Origin of the sequence: Providencia sp. PROV255 (assembly GCF_028478065.1) — a bacterium.
Taxonomy (GTDB): Bacteria; Pseudomonadota; Gammaproteobacteria; order Enterobacterales; family Enterobacteriaceae; genus Providencia; species Providencia rettgeri.
Window position 1 is genome coordinate 131319 of sequence record NZ_JAMPMI010000011.1, and the last position, 25384, is coordinate 156702.

The 25384-nt window shown below is 43.3% G+C and carries 22 protein-coding genes and 1 pseudogene; 17 read left to right on the top strand and 6 right to left on the bottom strand.

Annotation, left to right across the window (positions count from 1 at the left end):
• Positions 1–215: 215 nt before the first annotated feature.
• Positions 216–1706, top strand: a complete 1491-nt coding sequence (glpD, locus tag PR725_RS13920) for a glycerol-3-phosphate dehydrogenase (RefSeq protein WP_117162932.1) — start codon at positions 216–218, stop codon at positions 1704–1706.
• 337 nt (positions 1707–2043) lie between these two features.
• Complete coding sequence (locus PR725_RS13925) at positions 2044–3615, top strand: ATP-binding cassette domain-containing protein (protein ID WP_123382642.1); 1572 nt, start codon at positions 2044–2046, stop codon at positions 3613–3615.
• Positions 3616–3656: 41 nt separating this feature from the next.
• Here the strand turns inward: PR725_RS13925 and PR725_RS13930 are convergent, their stop codons facing one another.
• Genes PR725_RS13930 through PR725_RS13940 form a run of 3 tightly spaced genes read right to left on the bottom strand, consistent with a single transcriptional unit; the run spans position 3657 to position 5104 of the window.
• Positions 3657–4181, bottom strand: coding sequence for a DUF2569 family protein (locus tag PR725_RS13930; RefSeq protein ID WP_004266135.1), 525 nt, complete (start codon positions 4179–4181; stop codon positions 3657–3659).
• An 11-nt stretch (positions 4182–4192) separates the two neighbouring features.
• The gene (locus PR725_RS13935) at positions 4193–4552 is read right to left on the bottom strand and encodes a DUF488 domain-containing protein (protein ID WP_042851696.1); all 360 of its coding nucleotides are present in this window, start codon (positions 4550–4552) and stop codon (positions 4193–4195) included.
• A gap of 39 nt (positions 4553–4591) precedes the next feature.
• Complete coding sequence (locus tag PR725_RS13940; RefSeq protein ID WP_004266137.1) at positions 4592–5104, bottom strand: DUF2569 domain-containing protein; 513 nt, start codon at positions 5102–5104, stop codon at positions 4592–4594.
• Between the two features lie 151 nt (positions 5105–5255).
• Between PR725_RS13940 and PR725_RS13945 the strand changes: the two genes are divergently transcribed.
• Positions 5256–6155, top strand: coding sequence for a DNA-3-methyladenine glycosylase family protein (locus PR725_RS13945; RefSeq protein WP_272517697.1), 900 nt, complete (start codon positions 5256–5258; stop codon positions 6153–6155).
• 57 nt (positions 6156–6212) lie between these two features.
• On the opposite strand, the gene poxB is transcribed toward PR725_RS13945, so the two are convergent.
• Positions 6213–7937, bottom strand: coding sequence for a ubiquinone-dependent pyruvate dehydrogenase (poxB, locus tag PR725_RS13950; RefSeq protein ID WP_109912383.1), 1725 nt, complete (start codon positions 7935–7937; stop codon positions 6213–6215).
• 822 nt (positions 7938–8759) lie between these two features.
• Between poxB and proP the strand changes: the two genes are divergently transcribed.
• The 3 genes from proP to PR725_RS13965 all read left to right on the top strand — a co-directional run bounded on the left by proP (position 8760) and on the right by PR725_RS13965 (position 12280).
• Positions 8760–10262: a glycine betaine/L-proline transporter ProP gene (proP, locus tag PR725_RS13955; protein ID WP_004262894.1), complete on the top strand. Its 1503-nt coding sequence runs from the start codon at positions 8760–8762 to the stop codon at positions 10260–10262.
• A 169-nt stretch (positions 10263–10431) separates the two neighbouring features.
• Complete coding sequence (gene phrB, locus PR725_RS13960) at positions 10432–11874, top strand: deoxyribodipyrimidine photo-lyase (protein WP_272569441.1); 1443 nt, start codon at positions 10432–10434, stop codon at positions 11872–11874.
• A gap of 79 nt (positions 11875–11953) precedes the next feature.
• Entirely contained in the window at positions 11954–12280 is a 327-nt protein-coding gene (locus PR725_RS13965) for a monooxygenase (RefSeq protein WP_272569443.1), read from the top strand.
• Between the two features lie 4 nt (positions 12281–12284).
• Here the strand turns inward: PR725_RS13965 and PR725_RS13970 are convergent.
• Positions 12285–13055 (bottom strand): annotated as a pseudogene (locus PR725_RS13970) (class I SAM-dependent methyltransferase); the annotation flags it as partial.
• Between the two features lie 89 nt (positions 13056–13144).
• Positions 13145–15208 carry a phenylacetic acid degradation bifunctional protein PaaZ gene (gene paaZ, locus PR725_RS13975; RefSeq protein ID WP_110731477.1) on the bottom strand — a complete coding sequence of 688 codons (2064 nt, stop codon included), beginning with the start codon at positions 15206–15208 and terminating at the stop codon, positions 13145–13147.
• Between the two features lie 322 nt (positions 15209–15530).
• Here paaZ and paaA point away from each other — a divergent pair, with 322 nt between their 5' ends.
• The 11 genes from paaA to paaK all read left to right on the top strand — a co-directional run bounded on the left by paaA (position 15531) and on the right by paaK (position 25337).
• Positions 15531–16469, top strand: a complete 939-nt coding sequence (gene paaA, locus PR725_RS13980) for a 1,2-phenylacetyl-CoA epoxidase subunit PaaA (protein WP_004266144.1) — start codon at positions 15531–15533, stop codon at positions 16467–16469.
• A 31-nt stretch (positions 16470–16500) separates the two neighbouring features.
• On the top strand, positions 16501–16788 hold the full coding sequence (paaB, locus tag PR725_RS13985) for a 1,2-phenylacetyl-CoA epoxidase subunit PaaB (RefSeq protein ID WP_004262911.1): 288 nt from the start codon (positions 16501–16503) through the stop codon (positions 16786–16788).
• A gap of 10 nt (positions 16789–16798) precedes the next feature.
• Complete coding sequence (gene paaC / locus PR725_RS13990) at positions 16799–17557, top strand: 1,2-phenylacetyl-CoA epoxidase subunit PaaC (RefSeq protein WP_272569446.1); 759 nt, start codon at positions 16799–16801, stop codon at positions 17555–17557.
• A gap of 4 nt (positions 17558–17561) precedes the next feature.
• Positions 17562–18071 (top strand): 1,2-phenylacetyl-CoA epoxidase subunit PaaD, encoded by a 510-nt coding sequence (gene paaD / locus PR725_RS13995; RefSeq protein ID WP_109912376.1) that lies wholly within the window; start codon positions 17562–17564, stop codon positions 18069–18071.
• Between the two features lie 10 nt (positions 18072–18081).
• On the top strand, positions 18082–19140 hold the full coding sequence (gene paaE, locus PR725_RS14000; protein WP_109912375.1) for a 1,2-phenylacetyl-CoA epoxidase subunit PaaE: 1059 nt from the start codon (positions 18082–18084) through the stop codon (positions 19138–19140).
• 8 nt (positions 19141–19148) lie between these two features.
• The gene (gene paaF / locus PR725_RS14005; protein WP_117162926.1) at positions 19149–19922 is read left to right on the top strand and encodes a 2,3-dehydroadipyl-CoA hydratase PaaF; all 774 of its coding nucleotides are present in this window, start codon (positions 19149–19151) and stop codon (positions 19920–19922) included.
• 2 nt (positions 19923–19924) lie between these two features.
• Positions 19925–20719, top strand: a complete 795-nt coding sequence (gene paaG, locus PR725_RS14010) for a 2-(1,2-epoxy-1,2-dihydrophenyl)acetyl-CoA isomerase PaaG (RefSeq protein ID WP_272569451.1) — start codon at positions 19925–19927, stop codon at positions 20717–20719.
• Between the two features lie 2 nt (positions 20720–20721).
• Positions 20722–22272 (top strand): 3-hydroxyacyl-CoA dehydrogenase, encoded by a 1551-nt coding sequence (locus PR725_RS14015; protein WP_109912370.1) that lies wholly within the window; start codon positions 20722–20724, stop codon positions 22270–22272.
• On the top strand, positions 22269–22709 hold the full coding sequence (gene paaI / locus PR725_RS14020) for a hydroxyphenylacetyl-CoA thioesterase PaaI (protein ID WP_004266152.1): 441 nt from the start codon (positions 22269–22271) through the stop codon (positions 22707–22709). Before PR725_RS14015 ends, paaI begins: the two co-directional genes overlap by 4 nt.
• Entirely contained in the window at positions 22706–23908 is a 1203-nt protein-coding gene (gene pcaF, locus PR725_RS14025) for a 3-oxoadipyl-CoA thiolase (RefSeq protein ID WP_109912368.1), read from the top strand. Before paaI ends, pcaF begins: the two co-directional genes overlap by 4 nt.
• A gap of 118 nt (positions 23909–24026) precedes the next feature.
• Positions 24027–25337 (top strand): phenylacetate--CoA ligase PaaK, encoded by a 1311-nt coding sequence (gene paaK / locus PR725_RS14030; protein ID WP_109912365.1) that lies wholly within the window; start codon positions 24027–24029, stop codon positions 25335–25337.
• Positions 25338–25384 lie beyond the last annotated feature (47 nt).

A 25384-nucleotide genomic window follows, 5' to 3' on the forward strand; every position in this document is an offset into this window, starting at 1 on the left:
TTGCCATTGTTTTTTTCTTTTTCGCGCGAAACTCTCTTTTTTTCATTGTAAATAACAATATTTTATGTGTGGGTATTGAAAAAAAATTGTTACCAATATCACGCAGTTGTTATTTTTTTCATTAATAATAGTTGGCATCACTATCTATTTTGACTACAATCAAATGAGCGAAAACGAACATTATTGAAAGTGTTTCGAACATCTCAGGGGGATGCATGGAAACTAAAGACTTGATTGTCATCGGCGGCGGGATCAACGGCGCTGGTATTGCAGCAGATGCTGCAGGTCGTGGATTATCGGTATTACTGCTCGAAGCTCAAGACTTGGCAAGTGCGACTTCATCTGCGAGTTCTAAACTCATTCACGGTGGCTTACGTTATTTAGAGCATTATGAATTTAGATTAGTGAGCGAAGCATTGGCTGAACGTGAAGTGCTATTACGATTAGCACCACATATAGCCTTCCCAATGCGCTTCCGCTTACCTCATCAGCCTCATTTACGTCCAGCTTGGATGATCCGTATTGGCTTATTTTTATATGACCATTTAGGCAAACGTGTCAGCTTACCAAGCAGTAAAGGTCTGAAATTCAACCAAAACTCTGTACTCAAACCTGAATTAACGAAAGGTTTTGAATATTCCGATTGTTGGGTTGATGATGCGCGTTTAGTTGTGTTAAACGCTCAAGAAGTGGTACGTAAGAATGGTGAGGTTCGTACTCGCACAAAAGTGACTCGCGCCTACCGTGAAAACGGCTTATGGGTTGTTGAAGCTCAAGACTTACGTACGGGGGAAACTCATACATGGAAAGCGAAAGGGCTGGTTAATGCCACAGGGCCTTGGGTAAAAGAGTTCTTTGATGATGGCCTGAAATTAAAATCACCTTATGGTATTCGCCTAATCAAAGGTAGCCACATTGTCGTTCCACGCGCACATGATGAACCACAAGCGTACATCTTACAAAATGAAGATAACCGTATTGTATTTGTTATCCCGTGGATGGATGAGTTTTCTATCATCGGTACGACTGACGTAGAATATAAAGGCGACCCGAAAGACGTCAAAATTGATGAAAACGAAGTTAACTATTTACTGAAAGTGTATAACGACCACTTCAAAAAGCAGTTAACCGTGAGTGATATTGTTTGGGATTATTCAGGTGTTCGCCCACTGTGCGACGATGAATCAGACTCACCACAAGCCATTACTCGTGATTACACATTGGATATTCACGATGAACAAGGCCAAGCGCCATTGTTGTCTGTATTTGGTGGTAAATTAACGACTTATCGTAAGTTAGCGGAAGCCGCTGTGAATAAATTAGCGACTTACTATCCAAATGCAGGTAGCCCATGGACCAAAAATGGCCAATTACCGGGTGGTGATATCGAAGGTTGTGACCGTGATGGTTATGCACGCGTGTTGCGTCAACATTATCAATGGCTTCCTGAAGGCTTAGCGCTACGTTTTGCCAGAACCTACGGTAGCAACAGTAAATTAATCCTTGAAGGCGCGAATTCACTCAGCGACCTTGGTGAAGCATTCTCTGCGAATGTCTATGAAGCGGAATTACGTTACTTAGTCAAACATGAATGGGTAACAGAGTTGGATGATGCTATTTGGCGTCGCACTAAATTGGGTATGTGGCTGAATGAAGAAGAAAAGCAGCGCATTGCTCAATGGTTGTCAGAGAATACCTCTGCATAATCGTAAAAATCTCGTTGTTATAAAATCTCGTTGTTAATGGAAAAAGCCAGTCGCTATTATTGACTGGTTTTTTCTATTATTAAATCGTTAGCACGACTTTCAGAAAAAACCCAATCACGATAAGTTGCGTAAATCAATTTAACCTGTTTATAATGTGTGCGAATTTATCGCTCACCCAACTTCGCAGGTACGCCTCACGATGAACTAAGCACTGCCAGAAAATATTTTCCAATACCCTTTTGGTATTCATTTTTCTGTTCCTGGCAGGCAACCGCTTTCATCGACGCTTCTTGATAAGTCAACGACGTTGTCTGTCCTCATTATTTTGGAGGTGCATATGACGATTGCTTGTCACTTTTCACAGCTCAATATTGAATTTAACCAAACCGCCCTTTTTCCTCCGTTAAGCGGGACGCTGTCATGCCAAAAAAATGCCCTAATTGGTCATAATGGCAAAGGAAAATCTGTCTTGATGCGTATTCTTGCTGACCAATTATCCCCTACGCAAGGGAATGTACATTGGAACCTTCCCTTTATCTATGTCGAGCAATTAACGCGACTAACGGGCGAAACACTCGTCGATGCCTTAGGCATGAATGAACTTTATCACGCATTTTCACGCATTGAGGCAGGGAATGGTTCTTTGGCAGATTTTGAACTAACGGAAGATAAATGGCATTTACCTTCCCAATGGCAAAGTTTATTGGATTCAGCAGGACTCGCTATCTCAATGGAAGCCCCCATTGCCCATTTAAGTGGGGGGGAACGTACTCGCCTAGCCCTTTGTCGTGCATTTCTTCATCAAAACCACTTTTTGCTACTTGATGAACCAGATAACCATTTAGATACACAAAGTCGGCAATGGCTCAATCAAAAGCTTACTGAGCATCGAGCTGGTTGTCTCATTATTTCTCACAACAGAACCCTATTAGAAGAAATGGATACCATTTTTGAGTTAACGGAAAAAGGCTTACATGAATATGGGGGAAATTATACGTTATACGATACCCAAAAAAACTTGGAAATCGCTGCAATTGACGCACAAGGTGAACGCTTAGAAAAACGCATTCACCAAGAGAAAAAACAACAGCAAGCCACATTACAAAAAGCCGCTCAACGCAAAAAACAAGGTGAAAAAATTCGCTATGGTGGGTCGCAATCCTTACTGCTGCTTGATATGCAGAAAAATCGTGCGGAGAAAAAGCAATCAAATGTCGCAGAGCGGCACCAACGAGTGATGGATAATCTACAAAACCAGCAACAGGAAAACCAAGAAAGAGCTCGCCATATCAAGCCGCAAAAAATGACGATTAACTATCAAAATGAAGGAAATAAAGTCACAATTTTCGCTTCTGACTTGCGTTTGCTTTACGGTTATTCGTCACCACTCTCATTCACTGTATACAGTGGAGAGCACTGGCATATTCAAGGAGTTAATGGTTGCGGTAAATCAACGCTACTTAAAGTGCTTGCAGGCCTGTTGCCATCATCTTCAGGAGAGTACCGCCTAAGCGGTGAGTTTTGCTATTTAGATCAACACCTCAATTTACTCGATAAAACATTGCCTGTCGCTGAAGCGCTTTATCAATACCAACCTGTATTTACTGTAGAACAGTGGCGCACGCAATTAGGCATGTTGCGGATACGAGGAGATAAGTCATTGTTACCACTACAGCAGCTCAGTGGTGGTGAGCAGCTAAAAGCAACGCTATTGGCACTCACACATAGCCCGAGTCCACCCGCTATTTTATTACTCGACGAGCCCGATAATCATTTAGACTTAGATTCAAAACAACTACTTGAAGCGCTATTGCAGGACTACCAAGGAACACTATTACTGGTTTCCCACGATGACGCGTTTATTGCAAACTGCAATATAACCCACACTCTAAATCTTTCTGATAAATAACCGTATGTTAGGCCACTACTAATATGGAGTGGCCAGATACTTTAATGGATAAACGTATTTTTGACGCGATGTGAAACTAAAAAGTAGGGGATCCATAACACACAATAGAAGCTGCCATTTATGGCTGTAATAATATTTGAGTGATTAATTTCCAATCCAAATATATATGGGAATACAAAACGGGCAACCAATACCATTAAAGTAAATAACACCATGGTGATGATAAATAGCCACTTCGCTTGTTTTTTCCATTTAACTGCGGCGATAAATGTCCAAAGAAACAGTGCAATCAAAACACCATAACCTAGTTGCAAGAGATAGAAACCTGTCGCAAAACCTGGAATATAAAAATCAGAATCCGCTTGAGTTGCCAATGGCCATGCGGTTTGAACTTGTGAAATTTCTTGCAATAACATCATGACTGTTTTGTACAGCATATAAAACAGTCCGATAATTGGTAAAATTAACCAGCCACTAATCCCGTGTAACGGCTTTTTAACCGCTGGTTGAGCCACCGATGATATTATTGCTGGCTCTGTTTGTGTGGTTGATTGCTGAATATCCATTCCGATAACCTTTATTTACTTTTACTTTGCATTTTATCTTCAAGAAATGCTTTGAGTACAATTGCTTGATTATGTTCTGTATTTTTAGCACTGTATAACAGTGTTAAATCACCTTGTTTTGCCTGAGAAACCAACGCCTGCCAAGCCGTTGTGTTATTAAGTTCCTGCTGATATCGTTCGATAAACTGTGCAAACTGATCTGTGTTCTGATGAAACCATTTACGTAGTTCATTAGAAGGTGCAACGTCTTTATTCCAAGAGTCGTGTTGTAAATCTGTTTTTTTTATTCCTCTTGGCCACAGTCTATCAATAAGCACACGGTAGCCATCGTTATCGTCAACAGGGTCATAAACTCGTTTGCATTTAATCATCATTTACCTACCCAATAAAAAATCACAAAATTTCATTTGTTAATTTACAAAGGTATTTTTAACTCGCCTTGAAACTAAAAAATACGGTATCCAAATTGCACAAGCAATTAGTGCCCGAAAAATATCTTTGATATCCGAGGATTCAACTTCTAAATCCAATAAAATACTTGCGAGTATGATATCCGTAACCGTCAAAACTAACGAAAAGATCTGGAAAAAAATATAAATTTTAATTGTGAGTTTTTTCTTTGTAAAAAAGACATAACTTAGAAAAAGCAAGGTCGCGTATAAAATAACGTTACCTAAAACCTCAAAGTAGATGAGCTCTTTAAATAATGGAATAAATGAGCTTGATTGTGGGTCTGTTAATTCAATCCAATATTCAATCACTTGAACATTTTGCTCATAAATAGAAAAAGGCAAAATAATCAAAGACAAAACTATCCCTAACATGGGTAAAATAAGCCATCCACCAATGCCTGTTAATTCTTGCCTTGGTTGTGATGATGGTACCGAAGTGCCATGAGATGAACTGTGACCCTCAGTTTTCATTTACACTTCCTTATTAAATGGATAAATAATATCAGTACAAAATAAATAGCTCTGTACAAGATAACATATCTGCTCTGTAAAAAATGAGTAACTAAATGCGCTAATTCACAATAATATTGTGAATAAAGAAAAATCTGACAAGGCCATCATTATGCAAATATTTACCGCACAGCTAACTCTCCCTACCAATTACCTTTATGGTGATTTTTTTGCCTTTCATCTGAGAGATCAACACAATGTCGCGGAAATAGTGGAAGAAAACACATTACACAAGGGCATAATATGGCAACAACATGCAACAAAAATGACATTGGAGCTTCAAAAGCAACACGCAACGATTTCATTAGCAATTGACTCCCCATCTATCATTATCAATGAACCAGACCTATTAACGCTGGCACAGCATGTACTCGGCTTAAAACAGAATATTGATGAGTTCGAAAAACACCACCTTGAAACTCCAGTACTTGGTCAGCTCATTGGAAAGCAAAGAGGATTAAGGATTTATCAATCTGCCAGCGCATTTGAAGCGTTAGTTTGGGCTATTATAGGCCAACAAATTAGTGTTCATGCGGCTATCGCCATTCGTCGGCGCTTTATTCAAGCTGTGGGAATTCAGCACACTTCAGGTATTTGGTGTTTCCCCAACACTCCACAAATCAAGTTAGTTGATGACGAAACCCTGCGACAAACGGGCTTTTCAAACGGTAAAATTATCGCCCTCAGAGCCCTTTGTGAAGCCATCGAAAATCAACAAATTGATTTATCACAGCAGGTTACTCACTCCAATGCGAATCAAATAACTGAGCAATTATTACAAATCAAAGGTATTGGCCCTTGGACTGTAAGCTATGCTTTACTACGAGGATTCAATTACTTAGATGGCTCATTACATGGGGATGTAGCGGTAAGACGTAATCTACAAACATTGCTCGCGAAATCAGAACAGCCTACCGCCAAAGAAACGGAAAAATGGTTGGAGCAATTCTCCCCATGGCGCGCACTGGTTGCCGCCCATTTGTGGCGTAGTCAGTCAGCCGCAGGATATTGATAAATAAAAAAGCCCAATCCATCTGAATTGGGCTTTCCCGCTATTCACAATAATGACTTAACGTAGCCAGTTTGTTTTCACTAATTGAACGACTTCATCACCGCGACCACTCATAATCGCTTTTAACATATATAGGCTAAAGCCTTTTGCTTCTTGTGCTGCGATTTCTGGCGGCATAGACAGCTCTTGTTTGGCAGTCAAGACATCAACCACCACTGGCCCATCATGGGCAAAAGCTTCTTTTAATGCACCGTCTAGATCTTCACTTTTTTCAACACGAATGCCTTTGATACCCGCGGCATTCGCAATCGCTGCAAAGTTAGGGTTCTGTAAATCCGTTCCCGCTGTCAAGAAACCTGCCACTTTCATTTCCATGGCCACAAAACCAAGTACGCCATTGTTATGAATGATGATTTTTACTGGTAATTGCATTTGGGAAAGAGAGATAAAATCTCCCATTAACATACTGAAACCACCATCGCCACACATTGCAACCACTTGGCGTTTTTTATCAACGGCTTGTGCACCAATAGCCTGTGGCATCGCATTCGCCATTGACCCATGGTTAAAGGAGCCGATTAAGCGGCGCTTACCGTTCATTTTCAAGTAACGGGCTGCCCATACTGTCGGGGTTCCCACGTCACAAGTGAAAATCGCGTCATCGGCGGCTAATTCACTAATTTTTGTTGCAAGATACTGTGGATGTATTAATCCCTCATGACCCGGTTTAGCGAGGTCATCTAACCCTTTTCTAGCCTCTGCATAATGTTTTAAAGCGCCATCAAGGTGTTTTGTATCCTGTTTAGCCTCTAAATGTGGCTGTAATGCATCTAATGTTGCTTTGATATCACCAATCAGGCCCATATCTATATGGCAATGAGAACCCAAACTACCTGCATTAATATCAACCTGAATAATTTTAGCTTCGCTTGGATAGAAAGGACGGTATGGAAATTGTGTTCCTAACAAAACAACTGTATCTGCGTTCATCATCGCGTGGTAACCCGATGAAAATCCTATCAAGCCTGTCATTCCAACACTGTATGGGTTATTCCATTCAATATGTTCTTTACCACGTAACGCATGTACTACCGGTGCTTTTAGTGTTTCTGCTAGCTTAACCACTTCATCGTGAGCGCCTGCGCAGCCATTTCCACAGAATAACGTGATATTCTTAGATTGATTCAGCAGTTCGGCGAGTTTTTCAATTTCACTCCGCTGAGGCATAATAAGTGGCGCTTGTGGCTGATACCATGTTTCTTTCGCTGATTCTGGTGCATCTTTTAGCGCAATATCCCCCGGTATTACGACCACTGATACCCCTTTATTCAAAATTGCTTTACGCATAGCGATGCCAAGGACCTGTGGAATTTGCTCTGGGTTAGAGACCATTTCACAGTAATGGCTGCATTCACGGAATAATTCAGTTGGGTGAGTTTCTTGGAAATAATTACTACCAATTTCGCTGGATGGGATATGAGCAGCAATCGCCAATACGGGTACGCGATTACGGTGGCAATCATACAACCCATTAATAAGATGCATATTTCCTGGCCCGCAAGAGCCTGCACATACGGCTAAATTACCGGTTAGCTGAGCTTCTGAACCCGCAGCAAAGGCAGCCACTTCCTCATGACGAGTTCCTAGCCACTCAATAGCGCCTTGACGACGCAAGCTGTCGGTTAAGCCATTTAACGAGTCTCCTGTAACGCCCCAAATACGTTTAACACCTGCATTATCAAGTACTTTTGCAATATAGGATGCAACACTCTGTTTTTTCATAATGGCACTCTTTTAAGTCGGATGTGATACCCTTGATATCTTGCAGTACAAAATATGAAGGGTATTTTTAGATGCATAACAACATTCAAAATAGAATTTTGTCATACTCGCTTATATCAAACCCAATATCGACAATAGATTGATTGTAACTAAGTAAATTCCTCATTCCTACTCATCAAATTAAATATAAAATAGAACAGCATAATCCACCGTTATTATCAAAAGAAGAGGATAGCAACAAGATAAATAAATAGACGAGTTATTAATAGCTTAAGCAAAACAAGAGCATCGTAAAAGGATGGGGTTATCTTCATATATTCTTCATCGCAACAATACCATTATTTCGACCATATTAAATTGCTAACCTTATATATTTATGACAGGCTAAAACTCACCTATCAAAATGTATTAAATTGATTTTAAACAATTTATTTTTACCCACTCCTTTACTGAGTATCTATTTTTTCAATTATTCAGTTCAATCGTTATATTACTAACACAAAATCCTATCAAAGCATATGTATTAGTATAAAACACCTATATTTTACATTTGTTCGATATTAATGTAGTATTAGTACTGTATTTTTTAACTCAAGGTGGCTTTTTTGCTGTATTTACAACACAAACACTCTCATTATTCTACCCACGACGTACCTATTTTAGCCTGGTATTTCAGCGCGACATAAAAACACTAAAAACTTATCTATTACGTAAACAACGTCTATTCTAAATAATAAGGTTTGATATTTTACCGATGTATGAAAACCCACATCTTAAATGCTGTTGTTTCGGTTATTGAAATTAAAATAAGAGGATGGTTTCATGAGATTCAAGAAGAAAAAAGAAAAACCGTTAAATATTAGTGATATTACTATTATTGATGACGGTAAACTCAAAAAAGCAATTACCGCGGCTTCGCTGGGTAATGCGATGGAATGGTTTGATTTTGGGGTATATGGTTTCTTAGCCTATGTTCTCGGTCAGGTTTTCTTTCCGGACGCATCACCGAGCGTACAGATGATTGCCGCATTAGCCACTTTCTCCGTGCCTTTCTTAGTTAGGCCATTAGGGGGGGTCGTTTTTGGTATCTTAGGTGACAAATACGGCCGTCAAAAAGTCCTTTCGATGACGATTATCATCATGGCAGTCAGTACCTTCTGTATTGGTTTGATTCCATCCTATGAGAGCATCGGTATCTGGGCCCCCATTCTGTTATTAATTGCTAAGTTAGCTCAAGGTTTCTCGGTAGGTGGTGAATATTCTGGTGCAGCAATCTTTGTTGCTGAATACTCACCAGACCGTAAACGTGGCTTTATGGGAAGTTGGTTAGACTTTGGCTCTATCGCCGGTTTTGTCTTAGGTGCGGGTGTCGTAGTACTAATTTCCAGTATCGTTGGGGAAGCTAACTTCCATGATTGGGGCTGGAGAATTCCGTTCTTCTTAGCGTTACCGTTAGGGATCATCGGGTTATATCTACGTCATTCACTGGAAGAAACTCCTGCGTTCCAACAACATGTTGAATCGTTAGAAAAACAAGATAAAGCCAATATTCAAAATCCACCAAAAATCTCAGTACGTGAAGTGGCGACTAAGTATTGGAAAAGCTTGATGATTTGTGTTGGCTTGGTTATCGCAACCAACGTGACTTACTATATGTTGCTGACCTACATGCCAAGTTACTTATCACACAACCTGAATTACTCTACTGACCATGGTGTGCTAATTATTATTGCAATTATGATTGGTATGTTATTTGTTCAACCGATTATCGGTTTAACCAGTGATAAAATTGGTCGTCGCCCATTTGTCATTACCGGTAGCGTAGGGCTGATTTTATTGGCATACCCTGCGTTTATGTTAATCAACAGTGGTTCTGTTGGCTTAATTTTCCTGGGTTTATTGATTTTAGCGGTGCTGTTGAACTGTTTTACAGGGGTTATGGCATCTATTTTACCCGCGATTTTCCCAACTCATATTCGTTACAGTGCGTTAGCTATTGCCTTTAATATTTCAGTATTAATTGCCGGTGCGACACCGACTGTTGCGGCATGGTTGGTCGAATCAACTACTGACTTATACATGCCAGCGTATTACTTAATCGTGATTGCTTTAATTGGTTTATATACGGGTATCAGAATGCCAGAAACGGCGAATAAACCATTACGCGGGGCAACACCTGCTGCATCAGATAAAGCCGAGGCAAAAGAAATTCTTAGCGAGCACTTTGACAATATTGAGCAGAAAGTTGAAGATATTGACCAACAAATTGCTGAGCTTGAGAAAAAACGCCAATCCTTAATCAATCAGCATCCTAAATTAGATTAAATATGAAAGGGCCGTTTACCGGCCCTTTCAGGTTGTTGACAAAGCGGGATAAAAGCGTGGTTTTTCCCGCTTTGTGTTATCAGCCGAAATTCAATAAATTGATTTTCCTAGTTTATTTTCAAAACCTATTGTTTTGATTCCAACAAAACATCAACCAAGGAGGGAGGTAATGGCAGCCAAACACGTTTGTCATCTTATCTGGTTTCGCAATGATCTGCGGGTCACCGATAACAAAGCGCTTTCCTCCGCCTGTGCAGACCCAGATGCGAAAGTCATTGCCCTTTTTACTGCAACCCCTAAGCAGTGGCAACAACATGATATGGCTGAGCGACAAATCTCATTCATTCACCAAAACCTTGCTGAACTGCAAAATTCACTCGCTGAGCTTGGTATTCCACTGGTTTGTCAAACTGTGGCTAATTTTGCCGACGCAGCACAATGGGTACTCGATTACGCAAAGACACAGCAAGCGGATGCCTTGTTTTTTAATCGGCAATATGAGTGGAACGAAAAACAACGAGACGAGTGGTTAATCAATCAACCTCATGGGTTGCATATCCATGCTTTCGATGACTATTTATTACTACCACCCGGCTCCGTGGCGACTCAAAAAGGGGAGATGTATCAAGTTTATACTCCCTTTCGCCGAGCCTTCCTCACCCAACTTACCGTGACAGATTGCCGTTCACTACGAGCCCCAGAAAAACGAGCTGCCCCTATCAACATTGATAGGGCTTCACCGTTATTTCCGCATCAGCCAATTGAAGACTTCCAGCAATTTCCTGCCGGTGAAAAATCGGCTTTAACGCGACTCAGGCAGTTTTGTTCCCAGAAAGTCGGCGATTATCAAAATGATAGAGATATTCCCTCTATTGATGGTACCAGCCAATTATCACCTTACCTCGCGGTGGGGGTCCTATCCCCTCGCCAATGCTTCAACCGATTACAAGCAGAGAACCCCCAAGTGTTAGATCACCCTGATAGTGGGGCGTTCACGTGGTTAAATGAGTTAGTCTGGCGTGAATTTTATTCACATCTTTTAGTCGCATTTCCACGCCTAAGCCGCCACCAACCATTTATTGAATGGACACAACATATTCACTGGAATGATTCTTCGACCGATTTTGCAGCATGGAAAACAGGACAAACGGGTTATCCTATTGTGGACGCGGCTATGCGCCAACTGAATACAACGGGCTGGATGCATAACCGTCTACGAATGATTGTGGCCAGTTTTTTAGTCAAAGACTTACTGATTGATTGGCGCAAAGGTGAAAAATACTTTATGAGCCAACTGCTTGATGGCAGCTTAGCCGCGAACAACGGCGGTTGGCAGTGGTCAGCCTCAACAGGCGTTGATGCCTCTCCTTGGTTTCGTATCTTTAACCCAACCACTCAAGGGAAGAAGTTTGACGCACAAGGGACTTTTATTCGCCATTGGCTGCCCGAATTGCAGCAAGTGCCCGACAAATATATTCATACGCCATATGAATGGGCTGTAATCAGCAATACAGCGCTTAATTACCCAGAACCCATTGTTGACCATAAACAAGCTCGGTTAGCGACTTTAGCTGCATTTGAGACGGGTAAACGTAATAGTTTGAAGCAATAAGTCGTTTGAAATACGATGAATAGCAAAGTTATTATTTGCTTTAAGGGTTACTATAACGCCTCAATCATAAGGAGCAGATATGAGCGTTATTTTACAAGTTGATTTTCCGTATCAGGGGCCATGGGGTGATGAAATGATATCCGCAATGAATGATTTGGCGGAATCAATTAACCAAGAGCCGGGCTTTATTTGGAAGATTTGGACTGAAAACCCACAAACGCAAATGGCAGGTGGTGTGTATCTGTTTGCTTCAGAAACTGATGCACAAACTTATCTCACCAAGCACAGTGCACGATTAAAATCCTTTGGTATTCCTGATGTTCGCGGTGCGATTTTTGCAGTAAATAACGCGCTTAGCCAATTGAACCAAGCGCAGTTTTTAGCACAACAATTTTTAGCACAATAAATAGTTATTGGCACTGAAATTCAAACAACATCACATCTGAGGTAAATGAGCCATCGGCTTGTACTGCAAAGTGGCTTTTTACCTCATCACTTAATGTTCCTTGGTAGTGGCGGATAGCCTCGACGAATGGCTGTGGTGTCCGCATCCGTTCAACCCAACTGGTAAATTCCAATGCTAAACGGAAACTTTGCACCCGACGAACAAATAGCCCCGCACTATTAAACATACCAGACCATTCTCCAGCAGAATAATCACGAATGTGTGAGGTATCCCGGAGCACTTCGACCGTTTGTAAGTAAATATCCAATAATGGATGTCCCGGTGATACCACATCAATAAAGATGCCTTTTCCACCCGGTTTGAGCACTCGGCGCACCTCACGTAGCGCTTGTTCCACATCGTGCCAATGGTGTGCTGAGTAACGGCTAATCACTCGGTCAAAACAATGATCACCAAACGGTAGAGACTCCGCAGTACCTTTGCAGGTAGTGATATTATTTAATTCACGTTCTTGTGCATTGTTAGCCACAACATTGAGCATTGAGTCGGACAAATCATAAGCCGTCACTGACTTCACTAACGGTGCTGCATGAAAGCTGACATGCCCTGCACCACAGCCAAGGTCAAGCACGTCTTCATCCTGACAACCTTGTAGCAATTGTTGCAAAACAAGTAGGTCTTCACCTTGTGCATGAACTTGGCTGGTTAAATACGAATTGGCTTGCTGGTCAAATTGTTGATAAACCGCTTGGTGGTGCGTTTTCATCTTTGTTTCCCTACATTCTGTTGCTGGTCACTCATCACAACAGAAAATGATTGAAAAAGCACCTATTAGCTCAATAATTAATTCACTCCGTATAATGATTAATGAAAATCACCAACACGACGCTCCACCAGCGTTAAAATACTGTACAACGCCACAACGGTGTCATCCTGATTAAACACTTGCACGTCCCATTCAACAACGCCATTTGGCTTATCTTCAGCGAGTTTTTGCGTTTTTTTGATCTTTTTCTTGCACGTTAGGCGAACTTGTATGGTGTCACCGATTTTCACAGGTTCAATAAAACGCAAACTTTCCATACCATAATTGGCGATCACGGGCCCAACCCCTGCATCAACAAATAGCCCCGCTGCGGCTGAAACGACAAAATAGCCGTGCGCAATTCGTTCACCAAATAACGACTGTGCCGCACCAATTTTATCAACGTGAACATAAAAATTATCGCCGCTGAGACAGGCAAAATTAGCAATATCTGCTTCTGTAACGGTACGCCTTGCGGTCAGTAACGTGTCGCCAATTGCTAAGTCTTCAAAATGTTTGCGGAATGGATGAACCACATCAGCGATGGTATCTGCACCGCGGATCCATTGCTTAGTAATTGCCGTTAGCATAGAAGGGCTACCTTGAATAGCCGTACGCTGCATATAGTGTTTGACTGCTCTCAACCCGCCGAGCTCTTCGCCACCACCTGCTCGGCCTGGACCGCCGTGTACCAGTAACGGAAGCGGTGAACCATGGCCTGTGGACTCCGCGGCTGATGCTTCATTTAAAATCAACATTCGCCCATGTGCCCGCGCACTGGCACGAATGACCGCTTGTGCGACTTGTGCGTCAGCAGTGACTAACGTCCCCGCAAGGCTTCCTCCACCTAAAATCGCTAACTGCACCGCTTGTTCGATATCGTCATAGCTCATTAATGTGGCGACGGGACCAAAAGCTTCAATTTCGTGTACCGCTGTAGATTTAAAAGGCTCTGCACAATACAACAGCGTTGGCGGATAGAACGCCCCGTGTTGGCTATCTCCCCCAATAACATCCAGCTTTTCAAATTGCCCACCACATAGGACATCACAGCCATGATCACATAAATAATTCACTTTCTCTTGTACATCTTGGCGCTGCTCTAAGTTAATCAATGCCCCCATTCTGACCCCTTCAATTGCAGGGTCACCCACTGTTGTAGCGGATAAGCGTTTCAATAATGCCTGCTTTACATTTTCGAGCTGTTTCTTCGGCACGATAATACGACGGATCGCTGTACATTTTTGGCCCGCTTTCGCGGTCATTTCTCGAGTGACTTCTTTAATAAATAAAGCAAATTCAGGCTGATCTGGCTGGACGTCATCACCTAAAATGGCACAGTTTAATGAGTCCGCTTCCATCGTGAAAGGGACTGATTTAGCCGTGATACGTGGATGCGATTTCAGCTTTTGCCCTGTACTCGCCGACCCCGTAAAAGTCACAACATCTTCAAAATCAAGGTGTTCAAACATATCGCCAACACCACCGCAAACCAGTTGTATTGCGCCATCAGGCACTAAACCGCTATCAACCATTAGCTTCACCATCGCCTGTGTTAACTGTGCTGAGGCGGTTGCGGGTTTGATAATAGCAGGCATGCCAGCAAGCCATGTGGGTGCCAATTTTTCTAACATTCCCCAACAAGGGAAGTTAAATGCATTAATGTGCAGGGCAACGCCACGGCGAGATGTTAAAATATGATGGCCAATAAATTGCCCTTGCTTTGATAACGGGATCATTTCATCTTCTGGCCAAATAGTGTCATCCGGTAGCTCACGGTTAGCGAGCCCCGAATAAGAAAATAGTGTGGCAATTCCCCCTTCGATATCCACCCAGCTATCCGCTTTAGTTGCACCAGTTTGTGCCGAAATCGCATATAACTGGGCTTTATGTTCCAGTAGGTATTTTGCGAGTGCCTTGAGCATCTGCCCACGTTGCTGGAATGTCATCGCCGACAATATTTCGCCTCCTACTTGGCGACCATACTGCAAGCTTTCTGCTAGCGGCAACCCTTCTGTCGTCACTGTATATAAAGTTTCATTCGTTAGCGCATGGTGAATTTTTCGCCCTTCGCCCTCACCTTGTACCCATTTGCCCATAATGTAACTTGTTAAATGCTGCATATTCCTCTCCAGAAATAAAAACACCAATTCAAATTAGATAACAAATATGTATCATAAAAATAAGCATAGAAGCTAATTTAAATTTAACAAATTAAGAACAATTTTATATGAAATGCCTATTTCCATTAAAACCACACAAAAAACAATAATTTTAATTAATTGTTTTTATTGTAATTTACTTTATTGATTGTGAAGCCACTCGCAAAAAAAGGTTAATAAACATTGATCTTTTTGTTAACACTTCCTAGCATTAATGTTAAATATATATGATTCATTATTTTCATATAAATAAACATTAGCGAATCATTTAATGGAAAAATCAATGAGCGAGCAAAATCAGGCTAACTTCGAAGCCAAAATCGAAGCCGATATTTCCATCGAGCCCAAGGATTGGATGCCCGATGCGTATCGGCAAAACCTTATCCGCCAAATTGGTCAACATGCCCATTCAGAAGTCGTCGGCATGCTACCAGAAGCGAATTGGCTTACACGAGCACCGACATTGCGTCGTAAAGCAATTTTACTGGCCAAAATTCAAGATGAAGCAGGCCATGGTTTATACCTGTATAGCGCAGCCGAAACTCTCGGTTGCTCTCGTCAAGATATCTACCAAAAGTTACTTGATGAAAAAATGAAATATTCCTCCATTTTTAACTACCCGACATTAAGTTGGGCAGATGTAGGCGTGGTTGGATGGCTTGTCGATGGTGCGGCAATTGTGAACCAAGTAGCACTGTGCCGTGCCTCATATGGTCCCTATGCCAGAGCGATGGTGAAAATCTGTAAAGAAGAAAGTTTTCACCAACGCCAGGGTTATGAAGCTGTGATGGCGCTTGCACAAGGCTCCGATGAGCAAAAAGCCATGCTGCAAGATGCGATAAACCGCTTTTGGTGGCCCGTTCTCACGATGTTCGGTCCAAATGATTCGGACTCCCCGCACAGCGCTCAAAGCATGGCTTGGAAAATTAAGCGCTTCAGTAATGATGAGCTGCGGCAAAAATTTGTTGATAACACCGTTCCGCAAGTGGAAGCGTTAGGTATGACGATCCCTGACCCTGATCTGGTTTGGGATGAAGACCTTGGCCATTACCGTTTTGGCGAAATCGACTGGGAAGAGTTTTATCAGGTGATTAAAGGCAATGGCATTTGTAATCACGAACGCCTTAGTGCAAAGCGCAAAGGGTGGGAAGACGGCGCATGGGTACGTGAAGGTGCAATGGCACATAGTCGCAAGCAAAAATCCGTTAAAACAGCGGCTTAATCACTGACCATTTTACAAAAAGGAAAACACCATGAGCAATCAAGATTGGCCTTTATATGAAGTTTTTGTCCGTAGTAAGCAAGGGCTTGCGCATCGCCATGTTGGCAGTTTACATGCTGCTGATGACCAAATGGCGCTGGAAAATGCCCGCGATGCGTATACAAGGCGCAGTGAAGGCTGCTCAATTTGGGTGGTGAAGGCCGCACATTTAATTGCCTCACAGCCTGAAGATAAAAGTACGTTCTTCGACCCTGCGGATACCAAGGTCTATCGTCACCCAACCTTCTATACCATCCCTGATGGTATCAAGAATATGTAAGGAGCTTGCCATGAACCAACAACAACAGCTCCACGATTACACATTACGACTTGGCGATACCCCCTTAATTTTAGCGCAGCGCCTGTGCGAATGGTGCGGCCATGCCCCTGAGCTCGAAATTGACCTTGCGTTATCCAATATCGGCTTAGATTTGCTAGGGCAAGCGCGTAACTTTTTAAACTATGCCGCGCAATTAAAAGGGCCTGAATGCGATGAAGACACCCTAGCCTTCTTGCGCGATGAACGAGAGTTCAGCAATTTATTATTGGTTGAACAACCCAACAATGGCTTTGATGACACTTTAGTGCGCCAATTTTTTATGGATGCATATCATGTTCCATTATATGAAGCGCTAATTCATAGCCGTGATGAACAACTGTCTGCCATTGCTGAGAAGTCCCTCAAAGAAGCCGTTTATCACTTGCGTTTTAGCCGTGGCTGGATGGTCCGTTTAGGGGATGGCAGTGAAGAAAGCCATCAACGAATCCAACGTTCAGTCAATGAGTTATGGCGTTTTACTGGCGAACTTTTCCATGCTGATGACGTTGAAATCGCACTTAGCGAATTAGGCATCGCTGTTGACCCACGTTCTTTACAAGCCGCATGGTTAAACACCATTAACGAAACATTCACTGAAGCGACCCTCACTGTGCCAGAGAAAAAAGCGTATCGCTTAGGCGGCAAGCAAGGCAGCCATACTCAGCACTTGGGCTTGTTATTAACGCAATTGCAGTTTGTGCAACGTGCTTATCCGAACTGCCAGTGGTGATGTTATGGAACAGAGACTGCAACATCGCGAGCTTCAATCGCCCCAGGTTCACCAGATCTGGCAGCAGCTCCACCAAATACCCGATCCTGAACTACCCGCACTCTCTATTACTGATCTTGGCATGATCCGCAACGTGCTGCCGGCAGCTCAGGGCTGGAAAGTTATTTTTACACCTACCTATTCAGGTTGCCCAGCAACTGAATTTTTAATCAATGAAATCAAAACTGTTCTCGGTAATGCCGGTTTTCCAAATATCGACATCGAAATTCTGTTAACACCCGCTTGGACAACGGATTGGATGAACCAAGATGCGAAAAGACGCTTGCGTGAATTTGGTATCGCACCTCCGCAAGGTACGTCCTGCGAGCACCCAGAACACAAAGGCGCGGTTCGTTGCCCACGTTGTGACAGCGAACAGACCGAAAAAATTAGTGAATTTGGTTCCACTGCATGTAAGGCATTGTATCGATGCACTGAATGCTTAGAACCGTTTGATTACTTTAAATGTATTTAGGGGCACCCATATGACTGTATTTCATCGTTTAAGTATCGCTGCCATTGAACGTGACACCCCTGATGCTGTCGCCATTACTTTTAATGTACCCGATACATTACGAGAGCAATATCATTACCGCCCAGGGCAACACCTGACATTAAAAGCCTCTATCAATGGCGAAAACCTACGCCGCTGTTATTCCATTTGCAGCTCACCGGATGAAAACACGCTAAAAATTGGAGTAAAAGCGATTTACGAAGGGCGTTTCTCTAATTTCGTTAACCAAGAGTTACGAGTTGGCGATAGCCTTGATGTGATGGTTCCACAGGGGCAATTTGGTTACCAACCCGTAGCAGATACCCATGCACATTACCTTGCCGTCGCTGCTGGCTCTGGGATCACGCCATTGCTCTCCATCATTAAAGCCACATTACAAACTGAGCCAAAAAGCAGTTTTGTACTGATTTATGGTAATCGAAATAGCCGCTCAGTGATGTTTAAAGAGAGCATTTCAGACCTAAAAAATCGTTTTGCAACACGCTTCCAAGTTCTCTACCTGTTCAGCCAAGAACAGCAAGATAGCGAGCTACTCAGCGGTAGAATTAACCAACAACAACTCAGAGCCTTAAATAACACCTTATTGAATTTTAAGCAATTTGACCGAGCATTTATTTGTGGGCCCGACAGCATGATGAATGAGGTTCACGACACTTTAGTCGGTTATGGCATGCCTAAAGAATATGTTCACACCGAGCGCTTCAATACTTCAGGCACTAAATTCAAGCCCGTAACCGCCATGACTAGCGAAACACGCAAAGTCAGTATTCACCTCGATGGTAGAACCATGGACATCGCCATGGATAGCCAAGACGACAGTATTTTGGATGCCGCACTGCGCCAAGGCGCGGATTTACCCTATGCCTGTAAAGGCGGCGTTTGCGCAACCTGCAAATGTAAATTGCGCTCTGGTGAAGTGGAAATGGGGGTTAATTACAGCCTTGAGCCCGACCAAATCGCGGCTGGGTACATTCTTAGTTGCCAAGCGTGGCCAAAAGGCGATGGTGTTGTTTTAGACTTTGACGTGTAGGAACTGTAATGGAAAACCATTGGATTTTATCACAACAACATAACCGGGTTTTGACTCTGACGTTAAACCGCCCAGAAGTACGTAATGCCCTGAGCACCGCCTGTTTAGAATTGCTGGTTCAGCACCTCGAGCAAGCACAAATCAATGATGAGATTGGTGCGATCGTGATCACCGGAAATCCGCGTTTTTTCGCTGCAGGAGCCGATCTTAAAGAACTACAGCAACAAACTGTTGCTAATACGATCACCGATAAACGCCCCCAAGTTTGGCGCAGGTTATCCGCGATATCAAAACCCATTATTAGTGCTGCGAATGGTTATGCACTGGGTGCAGGTTTTGAATTATTACTCGCCAGCGACATCATTATTGCTGGTGAATCAGCTCGTTTCGGTTTACCCGAAATTACTCTGGGTTTAATGCCCGGAGCCGGGGGGACACAGCGTTTAATTCGTGCCGTGGGCAAATCCCTCGCCATGCAAATGGTACTAACAGGTGAACCAATCAGTGCTAAACATGCGTTGCAAGCAGGGTTAATCAGTGAAATTTGTGTGGATGAATTGGTGCTAGAACGCGCCCAAAAGCTGGCAGAGCACATCGCAATGCATGCGCCTTTAGCCGTACAAGCCGCAAAAGCATCACTGGTGCATTCTCAAGAAAACCATCTTACCGAGGGGTTACAACTTGAGCGCCAATATTTTGTGACTTTAGCGGGTACCAACGATCGACGTGAAGGGATCGAGGCATTCTTCGAAAAACGAAAACCTCAATTTACAGGACAATAATCATGAATAATGAAGCAATGATCCTCACTACGTTAGAAAATGGGGTTCTCACCATCACTCTCAACCGCCCTGATAGGCTGAATAGCTTTAATGATGAGATGCATCGCCAACTCAGTGAGGCTATCAAAATAGCGGAACGCGATGAAACCGTACGCTGTTTAGTGATCACCGGTGCAGGCCGTGGATTTTGTGCCGGACAAGATCTAAATGATCGCAATGTGAGCGTGGGCAGTGACGCTCCTGATCTCGGATTCTCCGTTGAAACTTACTATAACCCCTTGATCCGCCGCCTAACCGCATTACCGAAACCGATTATTTGCGCGGTCAATGGTGTGGCCGCAGGTGCAGGCGCCGCCATTGCACTCGCAGGCGATATTGTCATTGCCGCAAAAAATGCCAGTTTTATTCAATCTTTTTGCCGCCTTGGCTTGGTTCCTGACTCAGGAGGAAGCTGGTTTTTACCTCAATTAGCAGGCCATGCACGGGCAATGGGGATGGCATTATTAGGCGATAAAATAAGTGCGGAGCAAGCATTACAGTGGGGAATGATTTGGCAGGTCACTGAAAATGAAGAACTCATTAATACCACTCAACAGCTCGCACAACACCTTGCAACCCAACCGACTTATGGTTTAGGGCTTATCAAAAAGGCCATTTATGCCGCGGCAACCAATACTCTCGATGAGCAACTCAACCTTGAGCGTGACTTACAACGCCTTGGCGGTCGAAGTGAGGATTATCGCGAAGCGGTCAATGCTTTTTTAAATAAACGTGAACCCCAGTTCAAAGGATGCTAACCATGACATTACCTTTGAATCATACTATCAACACCATCGCGGTAATTGGCGCTGGAACCATGGGGATTGGCATTGCACAAGTGGCAGCAACAGCGGGGTTATCCGTCTTACTGTTTGATGTGAACCAAGATGTGTTAAGCCGTAGTTTATCAACGATGACCCAACGTTTACGCAAACGTGTTGAGCAAGGGAAAGCAAAACTAGAGGTCACGGAGGCGATTATCGCAAAAATCGCAGTGGTAAAAAGCCTCTCGGCACTGTCGGATGCACAATTAGTCATTGAAGCCGTTGCTGAAAATCTGGAAATAAAACAGGCAATTTTTAGTGAATTAGAAGCGATTTGCAGCAAAAATACGCTATTTGCCAGTAATACATCTTCATTATCGATTACCGCCATTGGGCGGCAGCTAACACACCCCGAGCGTCTTGCAGGCCTGCACTTTTTTAACCCCGCCCCCGTGATGAAATTAGTTGAAATCGTTCGAGGGCTAGAAACATCTAACACCGTCATTGAACAGTTAAAAGCCCTAACTTTATCATTTGGAAAAATCCCCGTAATTTGCCGTTCCACCCCCGGTTTTATTGTCAACCGAGTGGCTCGGCCTTTCTACGCCGAAACAATGCGTGCCCTTGAAGAACAAATTGCGTCTCCTGCCACATTAGACAGCGCAATACGTGACGCTGGGGGTTTTGCCATGGGCCCACTACAACTAACTGATTTAATTGGCCATGATGTAAACTATGCGGTGACTGAATCAGTATTTCAGGCCTTCGGTTATGACCCACGCTTTCAAACCTCATTAATGCAATTGGAATTAGTCCAAGCAGGCCATTTAGGCCGTAAATCGAAGCAAGGGTTTTATCATTATGATGATAATAAACCTCAACCTTTACCTTCAATTGCAGAAAAAATTCACCTTGAGCAGCCCCAAAATATAAAAGCGCATGGCAACTGGCAGATATTTCCTGAGTTCGCGCGGCTTTTAACTGAAAATGGGATCTCTCTCGAAGGATTAACACAACATTCTGATCAATCCCCGACACTTATTGTTAATGGCGTTATTATTATGTTAACAAATGGTGAATTGGCATCGTCACATGCGCAAACACAAAAACAAGCCGTCGTGCATTTTGACTTATCGGTAAATTACCTTACCGCAACAACCATCACGTTAAGCTGTGCATCGCAAAATAATGCGCAACAAAACCAGCAAGCTATCGCGTTTTTTCAATCATTAGGTAAACACGTAATTGTATTACCAGACTACCCAGCGCTGTTAACCATGAGGACAGTCGCGATGCTATGCAATGAAGCGTTAGATATCGTCAATAAAGGAATTGCAACGGCATTAGATACCGATAATGCCATGTGTTTTGGCGTGAATTACCCTAAAGGCCCACTCGCTTGGGGTAGGCAGCTAGGCTGGCAACGTGTGCTGTCAGTACTTGAAAATTTGACTCAGTTTTATGGAGACAGTCGTTATCGGCCAAACCCACTTTTAAGGCAATTAGCCGCAGGTTATCAATCTTTAACTTTCAAGGAGCTACCATGATTTCATTGCCAAACATTACGCTGGCTCAGCAATCAGCTCACATTATGTACCGTGATGATGCATGCGCAAAAGCGATGGGTATGTCCATTGAAAAAGTCGAGGAAGGTTTTGCGCAATTGAAAATGCCGATCACAGCACAGATGCTTAATGGCCATAAAACCTGCCACGGAGGGCAATTATTTAGCCTTGCCGACACCGCGTTTGCCTACGCCTGTAATAGCCAAGGGCATGCTGCCGTTGCTTCCATGTGCTCCATTGATTTTATTCGTCCCGGTTTTGAAGGTGACCTGCTTACCGCGACCGCCACGATGAAACACCAAGGTAAACGTAACGGTTTATATGAAGTCGAGATAACTAACCAAGATGGTAAAACGCTTGCGCTGTTCCACGGTCGTTCTCATCGGTTAGGCCATCGTTTAACAGGAGAACAATCATGATAGATGCGTTTATTTGTGATGGTGTCCGCACTCCCATTGGCCGCTACGGTGGTGCTTTATCATCATTACGCCCTGATGACCTTGCCACTGTTCCATTAAAAGCCTTAATGGAAAGGCACCCGCAACTTGATTGGTCATTAACTGACGACATCATTTTAGGTTGCGCAAATCAAGCAGGGGAAGACAACCGTAATGTAGCACGTATGGCGGGGCTGTTATCTGGGCTACCTGTTTCTGTTTCTGGTACCACCATTAACCGCCTATGTGGTTCTGGGCTAGACGCTATAGCATTAGCGGCAAGAAGTATCAAAGCTGGTGAGTCTGGGCTCATGATTGCCGGAGGCGTCGAATCCATGAGCCGAGCGCCGTTTGTGATGGGTAAACCAGAATCTGCATTCTCTCGTCAAGCGCAAGTATTTGATACCACTATTGGCTGGCGCTTTATCAACCCGTTGATGGAACAACAGTTTTCCACAGATTCGATGCCAGAAACTGCGGAAAATGTGGCAGAAACTTACCAAATTAGCCGTGAAGACCAAGATGCTTTTGCATTACGTAGCCAACAACGCACTGAAACTGCCAAAGTTAACGGTATTTTTGCGAAAGAAATCATCCCTGTAACGGTTAAACAACGTAAAAATGAATACGTCGTCAGTGAAGACGAGCATCCAAGAGCAGAAACGACATTTGAACAATTACAAAAACTAAAAACCCCATTTCGCGATAACGGGACTGTAACGGCTGGTAATGCTTCCGGTGTTAATGACGGAGCCGCCGCACTGATTATCGCATCCGACACTATCGCCAAACAACAAGGGTTAACACCGCGGGCTCGTATCATCGCTACAGCCACTTGCGGCGTTGAGCCAAGATTGATGGGGATCGGTCCACTCCCTGCCTCGCAAAAAGTATTAAAAATGGCAGGGCTCACCATCGAACAAATGGATGTTATTGAACTAAACGAAGCCTTTGCCGCGCAAGCACTCGCCGTTTTAAGGGGGCTTGGTTTACCTGATGATGCCTCACACGTTAACCCAAACGGAGGGGCAATTTCACTAGGCCATCCACTTGGAATGAGTGGAGCAAGGCTTGTTATTGCCGCTATCAATGAACTACACCGCAGACAAGGTCGTTATGCATTATGCACCATGTGTATCGGGGTTGGCCAAGGGATCGCAATGATTATTGAACGAGTCTGAACAACGTCTTAATACAAATAAAAACAGCCTGAAAACCCGACACCTGCTCAGGCAAATACCAGAAACGTCATGCATTAGCGTGAACTGGTAACCATAATAATTATGAGGACAGGCAATTATGAGCAATATACAAGATAGCATCGACCCAATTGAATTTGCATCGCGAGATGAGATCGAGTCTTTACAGTACTCTCGAATGAAGTGGACACTCACTCACGCCTATGAAAATGTCCCGATGTATCGCAAGAAATTCGATGATGCAGGGGTTCACCCTGACGATTTCAAACAACTCAGCGATATCGAAAAATTTCCTTACACGACCAAACAGGATTTACGTGAAAACTACCCATTTAGCACCTTTGCTGTGCCAATGGACCAAATCATCCGTATTCATGCCTCTTCAGGAACGACTGGGCGCCCAACTGTGGTCGGTTACACCCAGCGAGATATCGATAACTGGGCTGACCTGATTGCGCGTAGTTTACGTTCTGCTGGCACTGTCCGAGGCGATAAAGTCCACGTTGCTTACGGCTATGGTTTATTCACCGGAGGGCTAGGCGCTCACTATGGTGCAGAACGCCTAGGAGCCGCAGTCATTCCTATGTCAGGTGGGCAAACTGAAAAACAAGCACAACTGATCGCTGATTTCAAACCCGATGTGATAATGGTAACGCCCTCTTACTGCTTGAGTATTATTGATGAGCTTGAAAAAATCATGGGTGGAGATGCTAGTAAGTGCTCACTTAGATTAGGTGTCTTTGGTGCTGAACCTTGGACTGAATCCCTCAGAACAGAAATTGAAACCCGTCTTGGTATCAAAGCATTAGACATTTACGGTTTATCTGAAGTGATGGGGCCTGGCGTTGCTATGGAGTGCGCAGACTCAGGAGAGAGTGGCCCCACTATCTGGGAAGACCATTTTTATCCAGAAATTATTTCCCCCAATACCTTAAAACCATTAGGGGCGGGTGAGCATGGTGAGTTAGTGTTTACTACCCTGACAAAAGAAGCCATGCCTGTTATTCGTTACCGAACACGTGACCTTACCCACCTGATGCAGGGGGTCAATCGTAACATGCGTCGAATTGGTAAAATTACCGGACGTTCCGATGACATGATGATTATTCGTGGCGTGAATGTATTCCCTTCTCAAATTGAAGAACAAATCATGCAATTTAAGGAGCTTTCCCCTCATTACCAATTAGAAATTGGTCGCCAAGGCAATATGGACAACTTATCTGTTCGTGTTGAGCTCAAACACCCTGAACAGCTCACTTATGATGAACGCTGTAATATCTGCCACCATTTAAAGCATCGAATCAAATCGATGGTAGGTATTAGCACCCGTATTAGTATTGTAAATTGCGGTGATATTCCACGCTCTCAAGGCAAAGCTGAACGGGTAATTGATACTAGAATTGCGATTTAATTCAAATTATTAAGGCATATTGGAATGAACTACTCTGATATGCCTTA

Bases quoted from the DNA above. Each gene is read 5' to 3' on its own strand.
- glpD (WP_117162932.1), top strand. From the start codon at position 216: ATGGAAACTAAAGACTTGATTGTCATCGGCGGCGGGATCAACGGCGCT.
- PR725_RS13925 (WP_123382642.1), top strand. From the start codon at position 2,044: ATGACGATTGCTTGTCACTTTTCACAGCTCAATATTGAATTTAACCAA.
- PR725_RS13930 (WP_004266135.1), bottom strand. From the start codon at position 4,181: ATGGATATTCAGCAATCAACCACACAAACAGAGCCAGCAATAATATCA.
- PR725_RS13935 (WP_042851696.1), bottom strand. From the start codon at position 4,552: ATGATTAAATGCAAACGAGTTTATGACCCTGTTGACGATAACGATGGC.
- PR725_RS13940 (WP_004266137.1), bottom strand. From the start codon at position 5,104: ATGAAAACTGAGGGTCACAGTTCATCTCATGGCACTTCGGTACCATCA.
- PR725_RS13945 (WP_272517697.1), top strand. From the start codon at position 5,256: ATGCAAATATTTACCGCACAGCTAACTCTCCCTACCAATTACCTTTAT.
- poxB (WP_109912383.1), bottom strand. From the start codon at position 7,937: ATGAAAAAACAGAGTGTTGCATCCTATATTGCAAAAGTACTTGATAAT.
- proP (WP_004262894.1), top strand. From the start codon at position 8,760: ATGAGATTCAAGAAGAAAAAAGAAAAACCGTTAAATATTAGTGATATT.
- phrB (WP_272569441.1), top strand. From the start codon at position 10,432: ATGGCAGCCAAACACGTTTGTCATCTTATCTGGTTTCGCAATGATCTG.
- PR725_RS13965 (WP_272569443.1), top strand. From the start codon at position 11,954: ATGAGCGTTATTTTACAAGTTGATTTTCCGTATCAGGGGCCATGGGGT.
- paaZ (WP_110731477.1), bottom strand. From the start codon at position 15,208: ATGCAGCATTTAACAAGTTACATTATGGGCAAATGGGTACAAGGTGAG.
- paaA (WP_004266144.1), top strand. From the start codon at position 15,531: ATGAGCGAGCAAAATCAGGCTAACTTCGAAGCCAAAATCGAAGCCGAT.
- paaB (WP_004262911.1), top strand. From the start codon at position 16,501: ATGAGCAATCAAGATTGGCCTTTATATGAAGTTTTTGTCCGTAGTAAG.
- paaC (WP_272569446.1), top strand. From the start codon at position 16,799: ATGAACCAACAACAACAGCTCCACGATTACACATTACGACTTGGCGAT.
- paaD (WP_109912376.1), top strand. From the start codon at position 17,562: ATGGAACAGAGACTGCAACATCGCGAGCTTCAATCGCCCCAGGTTCAC.
- paaE (WP_109912375.1), top strand. From the start codon at position 18,082: ATGACTGTATTTCATCGTTTAAGTATCGCTGCCATTGAACGTGACACC.
- paaF (WP_117162926.1), top strand. From the start codon at position 19,149: ATGGAAAACCATTGGATTTTATCACAACAACATAACCGGGTTTTGACT.
- paaG (WP_272569451.1), top strand. From the start codon at position 19,925: ATGAATAATGAAGCAATGATCCTCACTACGTTAGAAAATGGGGTTCTC.
- PR725_RS14015 (WP_109912370.1), top strand. From the start codon at position 20,722: ATGACATTACCTTTGAATCATACTATCAACACCATCGCGGTAATTGGC.
- paaI (WP_004266152.1), top strand. From the start codon at position 22,269: ATGATTTCATTGCCAAACATTACGCTGGCTCAGCAATCAGCTCACATT.
- pcaF (WP_109912368.1), top strand. From the start codon at position 22,706: ATGATAGATGCGTTTATTTGTGATGGTGTCCGCACTCCCATTGGCCGC.
- paaK (WP_109912365.1), top strand. From the start codon at position 24,027: ATGAGCAATATACAAGATAGCATCGACCCAATTGAATTTGCATCGCGA.